At 57.8% G+C, this 21165-nt stretch carries 19 protein-coding genes; 9 read left to right on the forward strand and 10 right to left on the reverse strand.

The features are described from left to right. Positions 1 to 96 precede the first annotated feature (96 nt). The 6 genes from AAHA41_RS21315 to AAHA41_RS21340 all read right to left on the reverse strand — a co-directional run bounded on the left by AAHA41_RS21315 (position 97) and on the right by AAHA41_RS21340 (position 7542). Complete coding sequence (locus AAHA41_RS21315; RefSeq protein ID WP_323071668.1) at positions 97 to 627, reverse strand: alpha/beta hydrolase; 531 nt, start codon at positions 625 to 627, stop codon at positions 97 to 99. Positions 628 to 932: 305 nt separating this feature from the next. Then, entirely contained in the window at positions 933 to 1355 is a 423-nt protein-coding gene (locus tag AAHA41_RS21320; RefSeq protein WP_323092311.1) for a hypothetical protein, read from the reverse strand. Positions 1356 to 1456: 101 nt separating this feature from the next. Further along, on the reverse strand, positions 1457 to 3718 hold the full coding sequence (locus AAHA41_RS21325; protein ID WP_342697344.1) for a tetratricopeptide repeat protein: 2262 nt from the start codon (positions 3716 to 3718) through the stop codon (positions 1457 to 1459). A gap of 611 nt (positions 3719 to 4329) precedes the next feature. Then, on the reverse strand, positions 4330 to 5184 hold the full coding sequence (rlmJ, locus tag AAHA41_RS21330) for a 23S rRNA (adenine(2030)-N(6))-methyltransferase RlmJ (RefSeq protein WP_033113754.1): 855 nt from the start codon (positions 5182 to 5184) through the stop codon (positions 4330 to 4332). Continuing rightward, entirely contained in the window at positions 5178 to 5639 is a 462-nt protein-coding gene (locus AAHA41_RS21335; protein ID WP_033113755.1) for a DUF2390 domain-containing protein, read from the reverse strand. The genes rlmJ and AAHA41_RS21335 overlap by 7 nt, the downstream gene beginning before the upstream one ends. Next, positions 5632 to 7542: an ABC transporter ATP-binding protein gene (locus AAHA41_RS21340; protein WP_043849947.1), complete on the reverse strand. Its 1911-nt coding sequence runs from the start codon at positions 7540 to 7542 to the stop codon at positions 5632 to 5634. Before AAHA41_RS21340 ends, AAHA41_RS21335 begins: the two co-directional genes overlap by 8 nt. A gap of 154 nt (positions 7543 to 7696) precedes the next feature. Here AAHA41_RS21340 and AAHA41_RS21345 point away from each other — a divergent pair, with 154 nt between their 5' ends. Continuing rightward, positions 7697 to 8107: a CBS domain-containing protein gene (locus AAHA41_RS21345; protein ID WP_033113757.1), complete on the forward strand. Its 411-nt coding sequence runs from the start codon at positions 7697 to 7699 to the stop codon at positions 8105 to 8107. 101 nt (positions 8108 to 8208) lie between these two features. On the opposite strand, the gene AAHA41_RS21350 is transcribed toward AAHA41_RS21345, so the two are convergent. From AAHA41_RS21350 to AAHA41_RS21360, 3 genes are all read right to left on the reverse strand, one after another. Beyond that, on the reverse strand, positions 8209 to 9870 hold the full coding sequence (locus AAHA41_RS21350; protein ID WP_323070728.1) for a hypothetical protein: 1662 nt from the start codon (positions 9868 to 9870) through the stop codon (positions 8209 to 8211). A gap of 129 nt (positions 9871 to 9999) precedes the next feature. Next, a complete protein-coding gene (locus AAHA41_RS21355; RefSeq protein WP_323070729.1) occupies positions 10000 to 10461 on the reverse strand; it encodes a hypothetical protein in 462 nt (153 codons plus the stop codon). 39 nt (positions 10462 to 10500) lie between these two features. Further along, entirely contained in the window at positions 10501 to 11877 is a 1377-nt protein-coding gene (locus AAHA41_RS21360) for a PLP-dependent aminotransferase family protein (RefSeq protein ID WP_201967694.1), read from the reverse strand. Positions 11878 to 11997: 120 nt separating this feature from the next. Between AAHA41_RS21360 and AAHA41_RS21365 the strand changes: the two genes are divergently transcribed. The 8 genes from AAHA41_RS21365 (at position 11998) to AAHA41_RS21400 (ending at position 20050) form a co-directional block, all read left to right on the forward strand. Continuing rightward, positions 11998 to 12594 (forward strand): LysE family translocator, encoded by a 597-nt coding sequence (locus AAHA41_RS21365; RefSeq protein WP_041210193.1) that lies wholly within the window; start codon positions 11998 to 12000, stop codon positions 12592 to 12594. 118 nt (positions 12595 to 12712) lie between these two features. Next, complete coding sequence (locus AAHA41_RS21370; protein ID WP_042030532.1) at positions 12713 to 13303, forward strand: LysE family translocator; 591 nt, start codon at positions 12713 to 12715, stop codon at positions 13301 to 13303. A gap of 126 nt (positions 13304 to 13429) precedes the next feature. After that, positions 13430 to 14128 (forward strand): aspartate/glutamate racemase family protein, encoded by a 699-nt coding sequence (locus AAHA41_RS21375; protein WP_323070730.1) that lies wholly within the window; start codon positions 13430 to 13432, stop codon positions 14126 to 14128. Between the two features lie 130 nt (positions 14129 to 14258). Next, entirely contained in the window at positions 14259 to 15365 is a 1107-nt protein-coding gene (locus AAHA41_RS21380; RefSeq protein ID WP_033113764.1) for a 1-acyl-sn-glycerol-3-phosphate acyltransferase, read from the forward strand. A gap of 306 nt (positions 15366 to 15671) precedes the next feature. Continuing rightward, the gene (locus tag AAHA41_RS21385) at positions 15672 to 16142 is read left to right on the forward strand and encodes a YhcH/YjgK/YiaL family protein (RefSeq protein ID WP_215805651.1); all 471 of its coding nucleotides are present in this window, start codon (positions 15672 to 15674) and stop codon (positions 16140 to 16142) included. A gap of 221 nt (positions 16143 to 16363) precedes the next feature. Then, positions 16364 to 17563 carry an acetate kinase gene (locus AAHA41_RS21390; RefSeq protein ID WP_033113766.1) on the forward strand — a complete coding sequence of 400 codons (1200 nt, stop codon included), beginning with the start codon at positions 16364 to 16366 and terminating at the stop codon, positions 17561 to 17563. Between the two features lie 132 nt (positions 17564 to 17695). Further along, entirely contained in the window at positions 17696 to 18937 is a 1242-nt protein-coding gene (locus AAHA41_RS21395) for a mechanosensitive ion channel domain-containing protein (RefSeq protein ID WP_323070731.1), read from the forward strand. Positions 18938 to 19123: 186 nt separating this feature from the next. Further along, the gene (locus AAHA41_RS21400) at positions 19124 to 20050 is read left to right on the forward strand and encodes a L,D-transpeptidase family protein (protein WP_033113768.1); all 927 of its coding nucleotides are present in this window, start codon (positions 19124 to 19126) and stop codon (positions 20048 to 20050) included. 78 nt (positions 20051 to 20128) lie between these two features. Here the strand turns inward: AAHA41_RS21400 and AAHA41_RS21405 are convergent, their stop codons facing one another. After that, positions 20129 to 21022 (reverse strand): DUF535 family protein, encoded by an 894-nt coding sequence (locus AAHA41_RS21405; protein ID WP_203974948.1) that lies wholly within the window; start codon positions 21020 to 21022, stop codon positions 20129 to 20131. Positions 21023 to 21165: the final 143 nt, after the last annotated feature.

The following is a 21165-nucleotide window of genomic DNA, read 5'->3' on the forward strand; positions in this document are numbered from 1 at the left end:
GGAGTGGGAACACACGAAACTGGACACCGATAGGAGCCGTGATGCTGAACCCAGAGCGGTCAGAACCAGAAGAAAAACAAGCGGCTTAAAACAGGGTTACGCGACAACTATCTTGAAAAACGCCGCACCCGAGCCATCGATCAAACTGGCGACCGCCTGTGGCAACTTGCCCTCCTGCACCTGTGCAAACAGCGGGCCGAACATGGCGCCTGCATCGGCCATAAAGGCGGCAAGACCCCGCTCATCGAGGGCGCCGGGGCAACCCGGCTCCACCAGACAGAGGGAGCGAAAGCGCTCGGGCGCCATCAGGGCTGCGGTCAGGGCGACATCCGCCCCGTATGACCAGCCCGCCAGATGCACTGGCCCGCATGGCAACTGTTCCAGCAGGGCAAGCAGATCGCCAGCATGGGTCTCAAGGCCAAACGGCCCCTCTTTGCCCGCCTCGCCAAAGTGGCGCAGGGTGGGGGTATAGACGGTGTAGTGCTGCGAGAGCAGCTCGATATGTTCGAGCCAGAGGGTGTGGTTGGCCAGCGCGCCATGGATCAGCAGCAGCGGTTCGCCGCTGCCCGCCTGCAGGCAGGGCTGCGTGCTGCCATTGACGATAAAAGTGTGAGTCTGTGACTGCATATCAACGCCTCCCCGGCGTGTCATAAGAGCGGAGGAGTATATGACAAGCCCCCTGCGGCCGGTAAGGGGGCGCTTTCAGGCTGGCGCTAACCACTATAAGCAAAAGTTGGGTCATTATCGGAAAACCCATAAATCCAGCTTATAGTGGCACCGACGAGCCTTCGGTTGCATCAGGGTGACTGATACAAGCCCCACAAGGGGCTCTCCCGATCCTTGGTGATGTATTGGCGGGGATATTCGCGATTGTCCGAATACGCTGCGCTATTCAAGCTTGTAGATTTTAACTTATTCATGTTAATGGTTTGTTATTTGGGGTGAATTAGTACACCCAAAGAATATGTAACAATGGTCGCAATTAAATATATCCACTCTTGAGTGGTAATTGTAATAACCAAAACCAATGAGCCAAAGTTAAATAGTATGCCAGAGCACTCAGCAAGAGCTATATCCATGTATTTAGCTCCGCTAACTTTATCATGTTCTTTGTCACTTTTATGTGCTGCAAACGAAAATATGGTAAAAAGAATGAATGACGATATTGTCAAAATAAAAAAAGAACTCCAGTTGATAAGCTCATATATATCTGTTTGCGGGACATTTTGAGTTGGTTTTAAATCATATTTCAATATGTAATAAAGTAGAAAAGTCATCATGAATATTGCCCACAACATAATGTTTGCCAATAGTTTGCTTCCTACAGGGCTGTATTTTTTCCTAAAGTCAGTCATTGGTAATACCTATGGAGTTATCTAAGTACATGACAGTGTAGCCACAATGATATAATTTGCGCGCTTTCATGCATGATTTAATGCATAAATTAATTTTGACGCTACATAACAATGTCGAAATATTCCAATTTAAATGGGTTGTCTTTAGATGCTCTGGCTTTTTTAATTTTTATTTTTGATTCATGGCATCCCTTTTTTTCATTAATTGTGGATATTATGTTCATGATAAGATTTAACTTTGCTTCAGGGAATTTACATCCTAAAGTAACGCTTAGTATTTCTGCATTTATTTTATTTCTATCTCGTTGAATGTAATTGCATTTATCAAAGTGAATTTTATCTCTTTTATAAGATATAAGTCGAATTTCTTTTTCATATGACCAATCTCTGTTTTTAGTTAATAGATATTGGTTGAATAAATATTTACTCTGCTCTTTGTTTCTTTTATGCTCGTTTGTATATTCAACTTTGCTAATGCCGACACCATCAGGTAATTCGTGCCCAAATTTATACTCAATCATAATGCCCTCATGATTTTGCGTGTAATGTGACCACATCAGCATAGAATTGTTGTTATTCGTGAATGAACATATTCTGTAGTCATCATCTATTAATTGGTCTTTCCCTATTCCCTCTAACGTTGGAAGCTCAATGGGGTCATTTAGATACTCTTTTGATGGAAAATAAAAATATTGATTAACTAGAGCATCGATGGTGTTTATATTGAACGGGTAGTATTTGTAAATAATACGACTCCTACCGCCTATAGACATATCCCATATAAACTCATTCACCAAACCGACATTTAGTTTTTCTCTTAGTGAGTTGTATTCACTTTCTGGTATGGGTTGTTTTATTTTCTTTGCGCAATTTAGATAGTTGCCAATAATAACATAACTATATTCAGAATGTTTTTCCATTAATTCTAATGCGGCTTTATAGTAATGATAAGCATCGGAATAGTTATTTTGCCTTTCTAGGCAAACGCCAAGTAAATTATAAGTAGTTATCGTTGGCCCATTTTCATTATGAAATTCATTTATTCTTTCAAAGGTGCTTTCATAATTTTTATTTTGTATTTCTAAACGAAATATATTTATTTTTTCATTTTTTGTTAAACTGCTCCTTTCTTTTTCCAATAGTTTTTTTAAACTGCTAGTGCTTCGCGTATAATCCCAGTCCTCCTCTAGCTTATTATATTTCTGATACAAGTCATCATATAAGAAGTGAGCTGTCAACTCGGGGTCATCTAACAATTTCTGAGCACTTTGATACTCATGATTGAAATGTATGGGGGTATCTAAGAAACGATGTTCATTGAAGTAACCTTCTAGCGTATTTAAATGCATGGCTAGTAAAAACACTTTATAGAGGCCTGTGTTTTCAATATCAATAATGTGTGGGTGATTTTTTATTTCTTGCAATATATCATTGTCAACATTCTCACCCAATAAAAACTTTGAAATAGCGAAGAGCGTCTTAGATTTAAGTTTATATGTGAAAGGTTCATCACTTTCTTGGTTAGTACAGTAAATTTTTATGACATCTGAATGAAGCTTTGCCTTTAATGCAATCTCCATTAATGATGACTTTAATGTTGATTGTTCATTTTCTTTTGCATCATCTAAATACTCTTTATATAGTTTTTCAGGTTCTTCTATCAAAAATCTTGCTTTTTCATAAGTTGAAATTTTAGATATTACGGTTTCTTTATCTATTTTATTTGCAGTGTAATACTTGCTGGCAATATTTAAGCATACCTCGCCGAGTGAGTTTATTATATCTATGCCGCTTTCAAGATCTCCCAGGTGGAAATATGCCAATGCCAAGATTTGTTTGCCATTATCATTTAAAAACACCCTATCATCTTGGGTTATTTGAAGAAGGAGAGCCCAGTCATCTTTGCGTTGATGATCGCAAGACATATAAGAAAGAGACAGATATGTATCATTCAGTTTTTTTGACACTAAGTCAAAATCATGGGCGTCATAATCTAGTTTCAGTGATTTGAAAAACGCATCGCTGTCATTGTTTAAATGATATAGACTCCACCAAGCATTGGTATTGTTTTTATCATAATCTACTGCTCGTTGAAAATATGATGCAGGAATATATTCATCCCCAATATTAGGATAGATCTCTCTAGCTATCGTGCCTAGATACTCATATGCTTTACTTAGACTACCATGTTTTTTAAGTATATCATGCAGTGCTGTAGATGTATCAATGCCTTTTGCATCGAGTAAAAAATAGCGAAACCCATAATAATCTTCGTTCTGCTCTAAATAAATAGGGTCATCTAATAAGGTAAGTTCTGAGAATTTTTTGTTTCTAATTGAATCAGCTATTTCTTTATTGTTCATATTATGGTTCTATGGTGAGTAATAAGATGTTTTTAATTAAAACAGGGAGTTAAATAGCTTTGAGTTAATTAACTTTCTAAATGCATACTATTTGTCGATAGCCAATTACTTAAGGCCTGCACAACACGCAAATCAAGTTTGAGCTTCCATACTCCACCTTGATTTGCGTGTTGTGGATGAGTCACCGGCTTGGCAGGCAGGGGGAATTGGCATGGCTACCGCCCCTGAATTACAGCCTCCAGTCTGCTGCTTTTAACCAACGGGGTGTGGCTGGCATGGCTCATGGGGTGACTCCGACGAGGCTCGTGTTGCCAATTGGCTATAGTACCGGCCCCTTGGCCAAGGGAAAGGGCGATGCGGGGAGTTTCTGAGCCAGATCAAGCAATTAATAAATCGCGACCGGTTGGCGCAGCGAGTGGAAAGTGCGGCCACTGTGTTGCTGGATAAAAAGTGTTGGCGGGTAGTAGTGTCGGTGGGTAAAACGCTGGCGGGTAAAAAACAAGAAGCCCCTGAACGGGGCTTCTCTTTGCTGGCCATGCCGCCACTGTGGACGGCTTGGCTGATCGTCTCGCTGGCGCCTTGTCCGGGCGCTGGAGCGGGCTGATGCAGGTTTACTCTTCGACCTTGTTGAGCCACTCGACCTTGTATTGGGCGCCGGCGCCCTGCGCCAGCTTGGCGCAGAGGGGCTTCAAGAAGGCTTCAATCTGCTCGTCCAGCATCCAGGGCGGGCTGATGATCAGCATGCCTGAGCCGTTCATGCCCCAATCCTTGGTCTGACCGGCCACTTCCAGCTCGGCCACCAGCACGTTACCGAAGTTCTCGCGCTTGATGGCGCGCAGCATGTCGCGGGACTTGTCCGCCTCTTCACCCAGAATGGGATACCAGAGGGCGTAGATGCCGGTGGCCCAGCGCTTCTGCGCCTTTTTCAGGGTATCGACCACCGCGAAGTAATCTTCTTTGAGCTCATAGGGCGGGTCGATCAGCACCAGCCCGCGGCGCGGGGTGGGCGGCAGCAGGGCGACCAGCCCTTCGAAGCCGTCCCTATGGTGGACGGCAACGCGCGGGTCGTAACCCATATTGGCGCGCAGATCTTCCACTTCGTTGTTGTGCAGCTCCATCAGTGCCAGCTTGTCCTGCTCGCGGGTGAGGCGGCGGGAGAGCTCCGGCGAGCCGGGGTAGTAGTGGAGCTGGCCATCGCTATTCATCTCGTCGATAACGGCGAAATAGGGGGCCATGGCGGGCCACTGGCCGCGCTCGTCCCACAACCGGCCGATGCCGTCGGCATACTCGGCCTTCTTCTGCGACCACTCGCCGCGCAGGTCGTAGAGACCGCCGCCGGCATGGGTATCCAGCACGATGAAGGGTTTCTCCTTCTTCTTGAGGGACTCGATGATCAGTGCCTGAACGGTGTGTTTCAGCACGTCGGCGTGGTTGCCGGCGTGAAAGGCGTGGCGATAACTCAGCATATTAGGTCTCTGAGGGGGCCCTGCGTGGCCCCCAGTAGCGATAGATAGTTCAACAGATTCTGGCTCTTGCCGCGCACCAGGGTGAGGCTGCGCAGGGTTTGCAGCAGCACCCCCTGCTGGAGCCGTTCCAGCTCCAGCTCGTGGGCCAGCATGGCCTGATATTCGGATTCGCCGAGCCGCCCCTTGGCGTTTTTGCGCAGGGCGCGCCAGGGGGTCAGCACGGCTTCGGTTTGCAGCAGGGCGGGCTGCAGGTCGAGCAGGTCGACCGGGATCCCGAGCTCATCGAGGCGATGCAGCAGCAGCGCCAGATTGACGTTGCCCCCCAGCTCCTGCACGGTGAGCCAGTCATGACTGCGGGCGCCGTACACCTCGCCGCTCCACTGCCAGAAGCCGCGCGGGGAGGGGAGTTCGTCGGCAGCGACCCGCTCCGGGGCCATCAGCATTTCGTCACGCAAGGAATTCCTGCTCCATGGTTTCCAGTTCTTCGGAGAGGCTCATCCACTCCATTTCGACGTTCTCCAGCTCCTCCTTGATGGGGCCCTGGGACTTGAGCAGCTCGGAGAGCTTCTGCTTGGCGCTCTCCTCGTAGATGGCCGGATCGGCCAGCTGGCTCTCGATGTCGGCCAGCTTGCCCTGGAGCTTCTCCATGCTCGCTTCGAGCTTTTCCAGCTTCTGGCGCAGCGGACGGGTCTGCTGGCGGAACTCCGCCTCGCGTCGCTTCTGATCCTTGCGCGCCACCGCCGAGTTGGCGGAGACGGGGCCATCGGCCGGTTTGGCGTTGGCCTCTTTCTCCTGCTCGCCGAGCCACTTGTGGTAGTCGTCGAGATCGCCGTCGAACGGCTCGACCCGGCCACCGTGCACCAGATAGAAGTCGTCGGTGGTGGTGCGCAGCAGGTGCCGGTCGTGTGAGACCACCACCATGGCCCCTTCGAAGCCTTGCAGCGCCATGGTCAGGGCGTGGCGCATCTCCAGATCCAGGTGGTTGGTCGGTTCATCGAGCAGCAAGAGGTTGGGCTTTTGCCAGGTGATCAGGGCCAGCACCAGCCGCGCCTTTTCACCGCCGGAGAAGGGGGCCACCTTATCGAGCGCCTTGTCACCGTGGAAGCCAAAGCTGCCCAGATAGTTGCGCAGCTCCTGCTCGGTCTTGTCCGGCGCGAGGCGCACCAGATGATCGAGCGGGGTGTCGTCGAGACGCAGGGTCTCCAGCTGATGCTGGGCAAAATAACCGATGCTCACCCCGGCGCTCACTTCCAGCTTGCCGGAGAGCGGCGGGTTGGAGCCAGCCAGCATCTTGATAAAGGTCGATTTACCGGCGCCGTTGCGACCGAGCAGACCGATGCGCGAACCCGGTACCAGATTGAGTTTGATCTTCTCGAGGATCACCTTGTCGCCGTAACCGGCGGAGAGGTTCTCCATGGCGATGAGCGGGGTCGGCAGGGCCGAGGGCTCGCGAAACTCGAAGCTGAACTCGGAGTCGGCGTGGGCGGGCAGGATCTTCTCCATCCGCTCCATGGCTTTCAGGCGGCTCTGGGCCTGACGGGCCTTGGAGGCCTTGTAGCGGAAGCGGTCCACATAGGATTGCATGTGGGCCATCTCGCGCTGCTGCTTCTCGTACATCGACTGCTGCTGGGCCAGATGTTCGGCGCGCTGCAGCTCGAAGTCGGAGTAGCCGCCGGTGTATTCGTTGAGCTTGCCGTTCTCGATATGGATGATGCGGCTGATGACCGAGTCGAGGAAATCGCGGTCGTGAGAGATCAGCACCAGCGTGCCCTGATAGCCCTTGAGCCACTTCTCCAGCCAGATGACGGCGTCGAGATCCAGGTGGTTGGTCGGTTCATCGAGCAGCAGCAGGTCGGAGCGGCAGAGCAGCGCCTGGGCGAGGTTGAGGCGCATGCGCCAGCCACCGGAGAAGCTGCGTACCGGCGAGCTGAGCTGCTCGTCGGCAAAGCCGAGGCCGTGCAGCAGCTCGGCGGCGCGGGCGCGGATGCTGTAGGCGCCGATGGTGTCGAGCTTGCTGTGCAGCTCGGCCACCAGCAGGCCGTTGTCATCCTGCTCGGCTTGGGCGAGCTCGGCCTCCAGCGCGCGGAACTCCTTGTCGCCGTCGATCACGTAGTCGAGGGCGGAGCAATCGAGCGCCGGGGTCTCCTGCGCCACGCCCGCAATCTGCCAGCCGGCGGGCAGGCTGAAGCTGCCGCTGTCGATGGCCAGCTCCCCCCGTACCAGTGCAAAAAAGGTGGACTTGCCACAGCCGTTTTTGCCCACCAGACCCACCTTGTGGCCCGGGTGAATGGTGGCGGAGGCGTTGTCCAGCAGCTTGCGGCCGCCGCGGATCAGTTCGATTTGACTGGCAACTATCATGGGTGGGATCTGCTTGCTCAAAAATGGAGGAGAAAAACTGGCGCGGATCTTACGTGAAAAGGCGCAGATTTGCACTTTGGCGCGCGGCTCGCTATGGCTGGTATGACAAAAACATGCCATAACAGAGAAACCAGTTTGGTTACGGGAGGTTAGCATGCTTATAAGGGATATTATGACGACCCGGGTCGCCACCGTGTCGATGGATGATCGGCTCAGCGTCATCAAGGATATCTTCGAGCAGGCCCACTTTCGCCATCTGCTGGTGCTGGAAGAGGGGGAGCTGGTGGGGGTCATCTCCGACCGCGACCTGTTTCGCGCCATCAGCCCCTATCTCGACTCCGAGGCCGAGATGACTCGCGACACCGAAACCCTTACCAAGCGGGCGCACCAGATCATGAGCCGCCACCCCGTCACTATCGCCCCCCAGCTCACCGTGCGCGAGGGTGTGCAGCTGATGCTGGAGAAGAATGTCTCCTGCCTGCCTGTGCTGGAAAACGGGGCTCTGGTCGGCATCATCAGCTGGAAGGATTTTCTGCGGGTTGCGCTGACGCCGGACGGGCTCTGAATCGCCCCGGCCGCCCGGGGCCGAACGGGAAGTGATAACCGGAATAAGAGAGGGGAGCCATGGCTCCCCTCTCGCATTGAGGTTCACTGGTCGCTTGGGCTTTATGACGCCGGCGGCTTGCCGGCATTTCTCGCAGGCATGCTGCCGGAGAGCTTGGGTTGCAGGTGGCTGCGGATCTCGTTCAGGGTCTGGCGATACTGCTCCCCGTGCTGCTCCAGAAAGGCGGGGCTATGGCGCAGGCGCCGCTCCAGCCGATCCACCACCAGTGCCACCTTGGGCGCCGCCATGCCGGCGGGCCAGCTGTGCTGCAGCAGCTCCAGCAGTTGCCAGGCATCGCCGGGCAGGGCGGGGAACTCCTCCTGCAGTTGCAATCCCGCCTGCAGCGCCAGCTGGTGGTCGCCAATATGCATCGCCCGGTGGCGGGTCTGGCGCAGCTCGGTAAGGCGCTGTTCACGGGCCGTCAGGCGCACTCCCAGCTCGCTCACCAGATGGTGAAAGAGCTGGCGGGTGAGGGGATGGGGGGCGACCCGGATGCGATATTCGGATAGCTGGGTCAGGTAGCGGCTCGCATGGTGCGGCAGCCCGCAGAACTGGCTGACGGCAAAACCGAGCAACAGGGTGACATGACTGGTGCTTGCCTGATCCGGCTGATGGTGCGAGATGAGGATCAACGCCTCGTCGAAGCGGTACTCCAGCCCCAGTTTCAGCGCCTGCAGCAGCTCGTACTCGTGCGCCTGCAGAGTCACGGTGCGCTTGAGGTGAACCCACTCCTGCAGCAGGGAGCGGATCCGGTTGGCAGAGGGGCTCTGCCACAGCACCGCCAGCGCCGCGCTCAGCATAAAGCTCTCCAGCGACTGGCGGGGATGCAGCTCACCGAAATAGCGCAGATTGAGGCTGTGGACCTGCTCCAGCACCTTATCCTCATCCTGCAAGATCAATCCCAGCAGCATGGCCAGCTGGTGCCAGCGTGGCTGGTGGGGGCGGATTTTTTGCAGCTCCTGCAGCGTGCCCCAGGCAGTTTGCCACTGATGTTGATGGAGCTGGCTGGCCAGCGTCAGCTCCCGTTTGATGGCAAGCGGCAAGGTATCCTGATGGCGCTGCAGATCGGTGAGCGCACTCTGCAGTTTGCCCAGCCCGAGCAGACCGTAGAAGAGGCCGGCTCGGGGCCAGTTGGTGCGGTATTCGTTGGCGCAGAGGGCGTAGTGCTGGGCGGCTGCCATCTGATCGTCGGATTGCAGCAGCAGATAACCCTTGAGTCGATCCAGCCAGGGGTTGAGCTCCCGATGTTCCGGCTGGAACAGCAGGTCTTCACAGGTGGCGGTAGCTATCTGCCACTCCCGCAGGGCAATGGGGGCACTGAGGGAGGGGGTGAGTGAACTCAGGTGTACCAGCTGGCGCAGCACCTCGTCGAGCTGACCGGTCATAAAGGGGAGCTGCAGATAGAGGGAGAAGTAGAGATCCGAGGGGAGAAACTCCTGCTCGCTGGCGTCGGCATCGAGCAGCAGCAGGACGCAACCGGGTTGCAGCAGGCCGAGGTAGTGGGCCTCGTGGAGCAGGCGGGCCCCTTCACGCCCCTGCTGCTTGTCCTGCTGGCAGATGATGGCATCAAAAGGTTGTTGCTGGAGCAGGGCAAACAGGCCGTTGTGCCCATGTTCCGGGTGGCTGTGGTAGTGAATATGTTCGGCCAGCACACCCTGTTCGGTCAGTTGCCGGATGATGGCGCTGCGCAGTAAAGGATCCTCATCAAGCAGCAATATCGCCATACAACACTCCCTTTTTGCCAATCCTTGAATGGATCATGGTAGAGCCAAGGGACAGATAGGCCCAGTTTTGGGCGGATGAAAAGTTGACAGTAGTCAGCAGAGAACAGGATGGGGCATGATGAGCAGTTATCACATCTTGCTGGTCTTGGCCGGGAAGCTGCACTCGGTCTGCCTGATCATGCGTTCCCCCTCTCCCCCGGCACCTTGCCAGCTTAGTTCGAGCTGTCCGAGGTGGCCAAGGTGGCGCAGCTCGAATTCGTAGCGCTGACAGGGATTATCCAGCGGCAGGGTGCTCATCCCCGTCGGCAACCGGTAGTCATAGCTGAGGCGCGGCCCATCCTGCAGCTGGCTGCGAAGCGGCACCAGTCCCTCCGGCGTGGGGGATGGCGCTTTCAGATAGCGGCGCAAGCTGAGCGGCGCGTCGATCGCCTTCTGATAGTTGAGGCCGTTCATGGCCGCCAGCTCCTCCTCCAGCCGTTGCAGCTCCCCCTCCAGACCCGTGATGACAACCCCCAGCTGTTGATGGGCTGGTGAGGCGCACCCGCCCAGCAGCAGGGTTGAGGCGAGCAGGGTGGCTCTGAAGCGGGGCATGGCATCTCCTTGACGGGTCATTGTGGTTGGCAGGGCAGACTATAGCAGGGGATTGCTGGGGGGCGTGCCCCGCAGCAGCTGGGCCAGCCGCTCCAGCCCTTCGGCCACACGGGCATCGGTGGCGGGCTGGCTCAGGCTCAGGCGTACCCCCTGCGGGGCGGCAAACTGGCCGGCGGCGAAGTGTTCCCCGCTTGCCACCCCGACGTCAAGGGCATCGGCGGCGGCGGCGAACTCCTGACTGCGCCACGGCTCGGGCAGCGGCAACCAGGCGTGCATGCTGCCCGGCTGCCAGCGGGCGCCGGGCAGCAGGTGGTGCAACAGCTCGCCACGACGTGCCAGAGTCTGCCGCTGCTCGCGGATCAACTGGTCGATCCCAGGTTGGCTCACCAGCTGGCAGGCCAGCTCGACCAGCAGGGGGCTGACCATCCAGCTGGAGAGGCGCATCGCCTGGGCGAAGGCCTGCTTGAGGTGGTCAGGCGCCAGCACGAAGCCGACCCGCATGCCGCCGCAGGCGATCTTGGCCAGACTGCCGAGGTAGATGACCCGCTCCGGCGCCAGATTGACCAGCGGCACCTGATGGGGCTCCGGCAGCAGGCCGTTGACGTCATCCTCGATGATCAGCAGGTCGTGCCGGCGGGCAACGGCGACGATGGCCTCGCGCCGTGCCAGCGACATGATGGCGGTGGTGGGGTTTTGCAGGGTAGGGGTGAGGTAGAGCACTCTGGCGCGCCGGCTGCGGCAGGCTGCCTCCAGCGCATCGGGCAGCAGCCCCTCCTCATCCATGGCAAGGCCGATGACCTGATTCTTCAGCTGGCGGGCATTGCCCAGCATGCCGGGATAGCTGAGCCCCTCGCACATCAGACTCTCGCCGACACAGCCGGTCGCCAGCATGGCCAGCATGATGCCGTGCTGGGCGCCGTGGCTGAACAGCAGCCGTTCCTCTTGCGCTGCAATACCCTGCCTTGTCAGCCATTCGATAAAGCGCTGGCGCTGATCCGGCTGGCCCGCCTCCTTGCCATAACCAAGCAGCAGGTTGAGATCCCCCTGACTCAGGTTTTCCAGCAGCGGGCGGATTAAGGCGGCCCGATCGAGCTGCACCGGCAGGTTCTGCCACAACTCGATGCGCGGCCCCTCCTCGGTGCGGATCACCCACTGATTGGCGGGGTCCGTGCTCGCTCCTTTAACCCAGGTGCCGTGGCCGACCCGGGCGGCGACCAGCCCGCGCCGCTCTGCCTCGCTGTAGGCGCGGGTGACGGTACCCACCGTGACCCCCAGCTTGTCCGCCAGCGCCCTGTGGGTGGGCAGACGGGTTTGGGCGGGCAGCGAGCCATCCACAATGGCCTGCTCGATGGCGCTGGCCAGTCTGAGGTAGAGGGGGCCATCGAAGGCGGAGAGATCCGGCGTCCAGATTGTCATGGTGACAATAAATCCATTGATCGAAAGTTAAGGGCAATATAGCGTGAATTTCAACCTGATAACAACCATTGAGGGTTGATTGTGTCGATACAATCAACCTGTCAAGATGAGGAGTCGCTCATGACGTTCGAATGGTATGCCACCCTGTTTGGCTTCGCCGTGCTCACCTGCGGCACGCCCGGCCCCAACAACTTGATGTTGACGGCCTCCGGCGCCAATTTCGGCGTGCGGCGCACCCTGCCACACCTGTTTGGCGTAGCGCTGGGGCAACCTGTGCTGCAACTGGTGCTGGCGCTGGGGCTTTATCCGCTGTTCGAGCGCTGGCCCTTGCTGCGCCTCGGCTTGCAGATCTTCGGCAGCCTCTATCTGCTCTGGCTGGCCTGGCGCATCGCGGTGGCGGGCGCTCCGAGCGATCCGGCGCGGCGCGCCCGGCCGCTGACCCTCCTGGAGGGGTTGGGTTTCCAGTTTCTCAATCCCAAGGCGTGGATGATGGGGATCTCCGCCATCAGTCTGTTCAGTCTGACCGGTGCTGGTTACTGGCCCAGCCAGCTGGCGGTGATGACCATGTTCGCGCTGGTGGCGCTGCCCACCTGCTTTGTCTGGGTGCTCTTTGGCCATCAGCTGAGCAACTGGATCAGCACGGATCGGGGCTGGCGCCGGCTCAATGGCTCCCTCGGTCTGCTGACTGCCCTCTGCGTGGTGATGCTCTGGTATTGAGGCTTTTCCCACCCGCTTTCTCCTTGTGGTCGGGCTGCCGCTTCTGCATATTGGTGGGCTGCTTTATCTGACGGATTGTCTGGCAGGCAGTCCGATATGTGGTCTGAACGAGGTTGAGATGGATCTGAACTGGGTACTGCCCCTCGCGGGGTTTGCACTGGTCACCTGCGGTACGCCGGGGCCAAACAATATGCTGCTCACCAGCGCCGGGGCGGCGCAGGGATTTCGCCGCACGCTGCCCCTGCTGGTGGGCGTGGTCGGGGGCATCAACCTGATGATCCTCGCCATGGCGCTGGGGCTCGGGGTGATCTTTGACAAGGTGCCGCTGCTGCACGACGGGCTCAAGCTGATCGGTTCGGCCTACCTGCTCTGGCTGGCGTGGAAGGTGGCGACCGCCAGCGGCCCGGCCGAGGGCAATCGGCCGCTTATTCCCGCCCATCAGGGGGCCATGCTGCAACTGCTCAACCCCAAGGCGTGGATGATGGCGCTCTCCGCCATCAGCGGTTTCACCCTGGCAGGGGAGGCCTACTGGCCATCGGCCATCTGGGTGCTCGCCATCTTCTTTGTGACCGGCCTCTATACCGGTGCTTTCTGGGTACTGTTCGGCGCTCAGGTGCGCCGTCTTATCCGCACCGCCCGGGGCTGGCGCCGTTTTAACCTCGGCATGGGGATCGCCACGGCGGCCTGCGTGCTGATGATCTGGATTTAGCTCGGGGTTGACCCGGGCCTTTACCGGCTGTCTTGTTGGCCCTGCGGGGCCTTTTTTATCTCGCTCGCGTGACCTTGCCTGCAAGGTGGCGTGGCACAGCCTTACCTTGGGATGAAAGGAGCTGTTATGAAATGTATCGGTCTGCTGGGTGGCATGAGCTGGGAGTCCACTGTCAGCTACTATCAGGCGCTCAACCGCGGGGTGCGGGCCAAGCTCGGTGGCTTGCACTCGGCGCGGGTGCTGCTCAATAGCGTCGACTTTGCCGAGATAGAGCGGCTGCAGCATGCCGGTGACTGGCCCGCCACTGCCCGCCTGCTGGCGGCCGAAGCGCGCAAACTGCAGGATGGCGGCGCCGATTTCTTGCTGATCGGCACCAACACCATGCACAAGGTGGCGCCCGAGATAGAGGCCGCCATCGATATCCCGCTGCTCCATATCGCCGATGCCACTGCGCGCCGCCTGCAAGCGGACGGGATACAAAGGGTTGGCCTGCTCGGCACCCGCTTTACCATGGAGCAGGACTTCTACAAGGGGCGGCTGCAGACGCACTTCGGGCTGGAGGTGCTGGTGCCTGCCGAGGCAGAGCGGGAGCGGGTCCATCGCATCATCTATGACGAGCTCTGTCTGGGCGAGATCCGCGACGCGTCGCGCGCCGAGTATCTGGCCATTATCGCCGGGCTGGCCGCTGCCGGCGCCGAGGCGGTGATCCTCGGTTGCACCGAGATTGCCCTGCTGGTGGGGGAGGCGCAGGCGGCCGTGCCGCTCTACGACACCACCGCCATTCATGCCGAGGCTGCCGTCACCCTGGCCCTGACATCCGATTAATTAACTGGTCAGATCTCACTATTCATGCTTGTCTCATACCCCTTGCCATAAAAGCGTGTAAAATTGCGCCCTGAATTTTCCCCGGCCAACGCGGGTTGGCTGCGGTTTCCTAGCATGCAAGGCTGACATTGTGACTGAAGTTGACAGATTCGCGGACATTCGCCCTTACCGCGATGAAGAAGTGCCGGCGGCCATCGAACGGCTGATCCAGGATGATGAATTTATCGGTGCCATCGCCAAATACCGTTTTGGCTCCCTGATGAGCTGGCTGGGCTGGGCGATTCGCCCGCTGATCCGCCAGGTGCTGCGCTACAAGTGGTCAAAAGTGACCACAGTGCATCAGGTGCAGGTCGGGGTGACCAACTATATGTCCCGGATGATCGCTACCTCCACCAAGGGGGTGACCTTCTCCGGGATCGAGCATCTGAAGAAGGAGCAGGGCTACCTGTTCGTCTCCAACCACAGGGACATCGCCATGGATCCGGCCTTCGTCAACTGGGGTCTCTATACCCACGGTTTTGACACGGTCCGCATCGCCATCGGCGACAACCTGCTGCGCAAACCCTGCGCCACCGAGCTGATGAAGCTCAACAAGAGCTTTATCGTCAAGCGCTCCGCCAAGGGGCCGCGGGAGATGATGAAGGCGCTCGGCGAGCTCTCCGCCTACATCGGCCAGTCGGTGCACGAAGGCCACTCCATCTGGATCGCCCAGAAGGAAGGGCGCGCCAAGAATGGTGATGACAAGACGGATCCGGCCATCCTCAAGATGTTCTACGTCGACGGCAAGAAGCAGAAGATCGACTTCGTCGACTACATGCGCAGCCTCAATATCGTGCCGGTCAGCATCAGCTACGAGCTGGACCCCACCGACAAGGCGAAGGCTCGCGAGCTCTACGAGAAGTCGGTCAACGGCAGCTACGAGAAGGGCGAGTTCGAGGATATCGAGAGCATCGTTGCCGGCATCGTCGGCATGAAGGGGCGGGTACACGTCGCTTTCGGCGCGCCAATTACCGAGGGCTTCAGCGATCCGGACGAGCTGGCGGCCCTGATCGACAAGGCGATCTGGAGCAGCTACCGCCTCTTCCCGAGCAACTATCTGGCGGCCGATGTCTCTGGCAAGGCCAACACCATCGAGCAGGCGGCCTTCCTGACCCGTCAGTCAGAGGTGCCGGAAGAGCACAAGGCAATCTGGCGTGCCATGTATGCCAAACCGGTGGAAAACGCCGGCAAGGCTTGAATGAAACCGGTTGCGTGAAAAAAACGGGAGCAGATGCTCCCGTTTTTGCGTCTGGTCAAAGTCGCCGGCAAAAGGGTGGTGAATAATATGGTTTCAGCTGGTACGATCACCCGAAAAATGGGGTTCACGCTCTTGGCAACCACCGGATGAGTGTGTAACAGTGCCCCAATATGCTGAATGTGAGCATTAGCTCTAATCCCTCTGCACGGATCGCCGGGGGCGTTATCGAAGGACCTGTAACAGGTCCTTTTTCATTGGGCGGCAAAGATGCCGCGCAGATATACCTAACAGGAAGATGCTCGCACCATGATCACCGGTAGCCTGAACACGTTGCAGCGTACGCCGCTGCCTGCCCCGCTGGATCGCATCATGGTCGAGGTGGTCAAAAGCGTTGCCCAGTGGCGCGAGGCGCCCCTTGGCAAGACTGAAATCGACGGTCTCAAGCTGTTCTGTCTGGTGAGCGAGGAGATGACCGAGCCGGCTGCGGATCGCCGTGGCGAGTTCCATCGCGACTATCTCGATATCCAGTTGCTGCTGGCAGGCGAAGAGTGGATCGGTGTCGGGCCTCATGAGTATGCGAATGAAGGTGCTGACCATCCCCATCCTGACCTCTGGTTTGTCGATGACGAGCAGACTACCTATCTGGCGCTGCAACCGGGCGATTTCGCCATCTTCTGGCCGGGCGAACTGCATCGCCCGCTCTGTACCCGCAACCAGCCCGCCAAAGTGAAGAAGCTGGTGGTCAAGGTACACCGGGATCTGCTGGCCATCGCCTGAGCATCCCCATTGAAGCGAGCCCTGCGCAGCTGATGCGTCGAGACTCGCAAGCATTGAAACGAGTGATACGCACCACAAGTTGCGATGACTCTTTCAAGAGCAAGAATTGAAAAATTGGACGCACCCTCCTGCGACCATAAGCCCCCGGCAGGGGAATCCCATCCTCTTTTGGATGACACGACACTGTCGGCATAAAGCCGAAGCACAGGAAGATGTAGAAAATGAGCAAGTTGGTACTGATCCTTAACTGCGGTAGCTCTTCCCTGAAATTTGCCGTAATGGACGCCGAAACAGGTGAGGACATGCTGTCCGGCCTGGCCGAATGCTTCAATCTGGATGATGCACGTATCAAATGGAAACTCCACGGGGTCAAGGGCGAAGCCATGCTGGGAGCGGGTGCCGCTCACCAGGAAGCGCTCGACCACATCGTGGGCCACATCCTGCCGCAGGATCCGTCTCTGGCCGGCCAGCTGGTGGCCATCGGCCATCGCATCGTGCACGGTGGCGAGCAGTTCTCCCGTTCCGTTCGCATCGATGACAGCGTGATCGCCGGCATCGAAGCCGCTATCCCGTTCGCCCCGCTGCACAACCCGGCTCACCTGATCGGTATCCGCGCTGCGCTCAAGGTGTTCCCGCAACTGGCAGACAAGAACGTGGCCGTGTTCGACACCGCGTTCCACCAGACCCTGCCGCAGGAGGCCTACCTCTACGCGCTGCCTTACAAGCTCTACAGCGAGCACGGCATCCGTCGTTACGGCGCGCACGGTACCTCCCACCGCTACATCGCGGAAGAGGCTGCCAAAGAGCTGGGCAAGCCGCTGAACGAACTGAACATCATCAACTGCCACCTGGGCAACGGTGCTTCCGTTTGCGCCATCAAGAACGGTGAGTCTGTTGACACCTCCATGGGGCTGACTCCGCTGGAAGGTCTGGCGATGGGTACCCGTTGTGGCGACATCGATCCGGCCGTGGTCTTCTTCATGCACGACCAGCTCGGTTACAGCGTGGAGCAGATCAACCACACCCTGACCCGTGAGTCCGGTCTGCTGGGTATGACCGAAGCGAGCAGCGACTGCCGCTATGTCACCACCAACTACGCTACCGACGCCGGTGCCAAGCGTGCGCTGGATGTCTTCACCTACCGTGTGGCCAAGTATGTCGGCGCCTACGCCGCTGCGATGGACGGTCGTCTGGACGCCGTGGTCTTCACCGGTGGTATCGGTGAGAACGCCGCCATGGTGCGCGAGATGGTGCTGGCGCGTCTGGCCCTGTTCGGCTTCAAGGTGGACAAAGAGGCTAACAACGCCGCGGTACTGGGTGGCGAAGGCCGCATCACTACCGCCGACAGCCGTTGCGCCATGGTGATCCCGACCAACGAAGAGCTGGTCATTGCCCGCGATGCCCTGGGCCTGGTCGGCTAACGCCAATCGGTCTCATCACAACGCCCGGCTTTTGCCGGGCGTTGTCGTTTGTGGCGACCCGTTATTTGACTTGGAGGCTCGGGGCGTTACCCTGACGGCCACGTTTTGGCATTGCAGCATAGGGGGAGAGGAATGAAAGAGACGTTTTTTAACTGGCTGTCGGAGCTTGGGGTTGAGGTGACCGGCATGATGGGGCTGGTGATTGCGCTCGCTTTCATCCTCGTCACCTCGCTGCTATTGCACATGATGTTGCACCGCTTTCTGCTGGTGCGGCTGGTGGGCATCCTCGGCAGGGCCAAGCAGGTGTGGTTGCCACCCCAGTTGCAACAGCGCCTCTTCTACCGGCTTGCTTTCGTCTTTCAGGGGGCCGTGCTGCTCGGTCAGGCCGAGATCTGGCTGCCGCGCAGTTCCGATAGCCTGAAGCTTATCGAGATGTCGGCCCAGCTCTGGATCCTCTTCTTCCTGTTGCTCTCCTTCTTTACCCTGCTCGACTGCGTGCTGGCGGTGAGCCGCAACATCCGGCTGTGGCGTGATCTGCCTTTGCGCGGCATCTTCCAGGGGGCCAAGCTGGTGGGCAGCATTCTGGTCGGCATCCTGATGATCGCCCTGCTGCTTGGCAAGTCACCGCTGTTCCTGTTCAGTGGTCTGGGCGCCATGACCGCGGTGCTGATGTTGGTATTCAAGGACCCCATCCTCGGTCTGGTGGCGGGGATCCAGCTCTCTGCCAACCGGATGCTGAACGTTGGCGACTGGCTGCAGATGGACAAATATGGCGCCGACGGCGAGGTGACCGATATCGGCCTTACCACGGTCAAGGTGTCGAACTGGGACAAGACGGTTACCACCATTCCCACCTATGCCCTCATCTCCGACTCCTTCAAGAACTGGCAGGGGATGACCGAATCGGGCGGGCGGCGCATCAAGCGCAGCATCAATATCGACATGACCAGCGTGCGCTTCATGACGGCCGATGAGCAGTTGCAGCTCAAGCAGGCCCAGTTGCTGGCTCCCTATCTCACCCGCAAGGAGCAGGAGCTGAGCAGTTACAACCAGCAGCTGAGCGATGCCTTGAATTGCCCCATCAATGGCCGTCACCTCACCAACCTCGGCACCCTGCGCGCCTATCTGGATGCCTATCTGCGCGCCCATCCCGGCATTCGCAAGGATATGACCCTGATGGTGCGTCAGCTGGCGCCGACCTCTGACGGCTTGCCGCTGGAGATCTACTGCTTTACCGCGACCACCGCCTGGGCCGAGTACGAAGGGATTCAGGCCGATATTTTCGACCACATTTTCGCCATCATCGAGCAATTTCATCTGCGGTTGCACCAATCTCCCACGGGATACGATATGCGCTCCTGGCAGAAGGGATAAGCGGGCGACCGACAGGGGCTGGCGGCGGATAAAAAAAGCGATATTAATCGTCGACCCGCCGCTACTTGTCAGTTGAAATTTGCTTTGCAGAAGAGAAAAATGGCGGCCTTCTCTTCGCGCCCCTGATCCTCGTCTGATCAGCTGTCAGCCCAGAGATGTCAACTCAGTCATTATCATGGGAAAGTTATGAAGCTCCTTCGCAATAGTGTGGCAACACTCTGCTACAGCCTGCTGCTGACCGCTGCGCCGGTTTTCGCTGTTGAATATGCTCTGCCTGCGGCCAACAGCCGTCTGGTGGGGGAAAATCTGGAATACGTGGTCCCGGCCGAAGAGAACGGCCAGCCGCTGGAGGCCATTGCCGCAAAATTCCAGCTGGGGCTGACCAACATGATCGAAGCCAACCCCAAGGCTGACCCCCTGCTGGTGCAGACCGGCGAGAAGCTGGTGATCCCCCATCAGCTGATCCTGCCGGATGCGCCCCGTGAAGGGATCGTGCTGAACGTGGCCGAGATGCGCCTCTACTACTACCCGAAAGGCAAGAAAGTAGTGGAAGTGCTGCCCATCGGCATCGGCCAGCTGGGCACCGACACCCCGGAGAACTGGGTGACCAGCGTGCAGCGCAAGAAAGCGGGCCCGACCTGGACACCGACTGCCAAGATGCACGCCGAATATGCCGCCCGTGGCGAGAGCCTGCCTGCGGTATGGCCAGCTGGCCCGGACAACCCCATGGGGCTGTTTGCGCTCTACATCGGCAAGATGTACGCCATCCACGGTACCAACGCCCAGTTCGGTATCGGCCTGCGGGTGAGCCACGGTTGTGTGCGTCTGCGCAACGATGACATCGAGTACCTGTTCAAGAAGGTACCGGTAGGCACTCGCGTCCAGTTCATCAACCAGCCGCTCAAGGCCTCTGTCGAGCCGGATGGCCGCCGCTATCTGGAAGTGCATCAGCCGCTGTCGCGCAGCGAGGAGGAGTTCAACTCCAGCCTGCCGGCACCGCTGCCGATGACCCCTGCCATCACCCGCTTCATTGCCCACGCCGACAGCGACTCCCAGCTGGTCAAACAGGCGCTGGAGCAGCGCAGCGGTATGCCGGTCGCCATCAACGGCTAATCCCGGTAATCGGCCACAAGAAAGGGCGAACAGCGTGCTGTTCGCCCTTTCTCTTTTCTGACCTTGTACGGGGCCGGATTAGCTACGGCGCAGATTGTCGGCGAGCTCTCCGGCGAGCTGATCGAGCATCTGGTAGCGCGCCTTGTAGCTGGCCCGCTTGCGGGAGGGGATCTCCTCCAGCGTTTTGCGCGGTATCTGCAGCGGCAGGCTCATCCAGAGTTCATCCATGACGTTGCCCTGATGCTCTTCCCACAGCCCATCCAGATCGAACTTGACCCGGTTGGCGGTGCGCTTGCTGCACTGGTAGACGTGGCTTTGAGTGCGGATCCCGAGCAGGGTTTCACACCCCAGACCACGGGCCAGCTCGGCTGCCATGTAGACCAGCAGCGACATGGGACGCAGGCCGCCACACGCCTTGGTGACCAGCTTGATCTCCTCACTCAGCCCCTTGCCCCCTTGCAGCGAGCAGATCTCCAGCGTGGGCTGCGGCTCGCAGCGCAGGTTGAGCGCCATGAAGTAGAGCGCCGACTCGCCGAGCTTGAGGGTCAGGCTCATCTCTCCCTCTTTGGCCATGTGGGTCTGGTAATCGAGCTGCAGGGTGAGCGGCGCGGTAAGCTTGTCGCTTTGCCAACTGGCAAGCTGCAAGCCGCTCTGGCTGTAGATCGCCTGCTGCTGCGCTTCGGGCAGGGCCAGTGCCAGCTGCCGGTAGTGGGCAGTGATGAGCCCGGCGCGGAGCCCCTTGCGCAGCCCCTTGTGGCGATAGGGGTGAATGGGCTTTTCCAGAATATCGGGGAAGCGGGTGATCGCCTGCGCCAGCAGCGGCAGCGTCTCCTGCTGGCGATAGAGGGCACGGGCTCCCGGATGCAGCCAGAGGCGGCCAACGAATTTGGCCCGTCTGATGAGATGGCCCGACTCCTCTACCGGATGGAGACGGCGGGCGAGGGTGCGCAGTTGCGACAGATGAGAGGACATAGGCGTAGCCCCGGTTCGTTGGATTCAGGGCGGCGAGTGTAGGAGGGGGCGAGGAGGATGTAAAAAGCTCGATAGTAACAAAATGTGAAGATAAAACGCTCAATAGCAGGGGCAAGTGCTCTGATCTCTCGCCCGGACGGAAA

This window comes from Aeromonas sp. SER, from assembly GCF_038739615.1.
Taxonomy (GTDB): domain Bacteria; phylum Pseudomonadota; class Gammaproteobacteria; order Enterobacterales; family Aeromonadaceae; genus Aeromonas; species Aeromonas jandaei.

Coding starts and splice junctions, on each gene's coding strand:
- AAHA41_RS21395 (WP_323070731.1), top strand. CDS start 17,696: ATGAAAGAGACGTTTTTTAACTGGCTGTCGGAGCTTGGGGTTGAGGTG.
- AAHA41_RS21390 (WP_033113766.1), top strand. CDS start 16,364: ATGAGCAAGTTGGTACTGATCCTTAACTGCGGTAGCTCTTCCCTGAAA.
- AAHA41_RS21320 (WP_323092311.1), bottom strand. CDS start 1,355: ATGACTGACTTTAGGAAAAAATACAGCCCTGTAGGAAGCAAACTATTG.
- AAHA41_RS21315 (WP_323071668.1), bottom strand. CDS start 627: ATGCAGTCACAGACTCACACTTTTATCGTCAATGGCAGCACGCAGCCC.
- AAHA41_RS21375 (WP_323070730.1), top strand. CDS start 13,430: ATGAAATGTATCGGTCTGCTGGGTGGCATGAGCTGGGAGTCCACTGTC.
- AAHA41_RS21365 (WP_041210193.1), top strand. CDS start 11,998: ATGACGTTCGAATGGTATGCCACCCTGTTTGGCTTCGCCGTGCTCACC.
- AAHA41_RS21355 (WP_323070729.1), bottom strand. CDS start 10,461: ATGCCCCGCTTCAGAGCCACCCTGCTCGCCTCAACCCTGCTGCTGGGC.
- AAHA41_RS21345 (WP_033113757.1), top strand. CDS start 7,697: ATGCTTATAAGGGATATTATGACGACCCGGGTCGCCACCGTGTCGATG.
- AAHA41_RS21325 (WP_342697344.1), bottom strand. CDS start 3,718: ATGAACAATAAAGAAATAGCTGATTCAATTAGAAACAAAAAATTCTCA.
- AAHA41_RS21385 (WP_215805651.1), top strand. CDS start 15,672: ATGATCACCGGTAGCCTGAACACGTTGCAGCGTACGCCGCTGCCTGCC.
- AAHA41_RS21340 (WP_043849947.1), bottom strand. CDS start 7,542: ATGATAGTTGCCAGTCAAATCGAACTGATCCGCGGCGGCCGCAAGCTG.
- AAHA41_RS21360 (WP_201967694.1), bottom strand. CDS start 11,877: ATGACAATCTGGACGCCGGATCTCTCCGCCTTCGATGGCCCCCTCTAC.
- AAHA41_RS21405 (WP_203974948.1), bottom strand. CDS start 21,022: ATGTCCTCTCATCTGTCGCAACTGCGCACCCTCGCCCGCCGTCTCCAT.
- AAHA41_RS21400 (WP_033113768.1), top strand. CDS start 19,124: ATGAAGCTCCTTCGCAATAGTGTGGCAACACTCTGCTACAGCCTGCTG.
- AAHA41_RS21350 (WP_323070728.1), bottom strand. CDS start 9,870: ATGGCGATATTGCTGCTTGATGAGGATCCTTTACTGCGCAGCGCCATC.
- rlmJ (WP_033113754.1), bottom strand. CDS start 5,184: ATGCTGAGTTATCGCCACGCCTTTCACGCCGGCAACCACGCCGACGTG.
- AAHA41_RS21370 (WP_042030532.1), top strand. CDS start 12,713: ATGGATCTGAACTGGGTACTGCCCCTCGCGGGGTTTGCACTGGTCACC.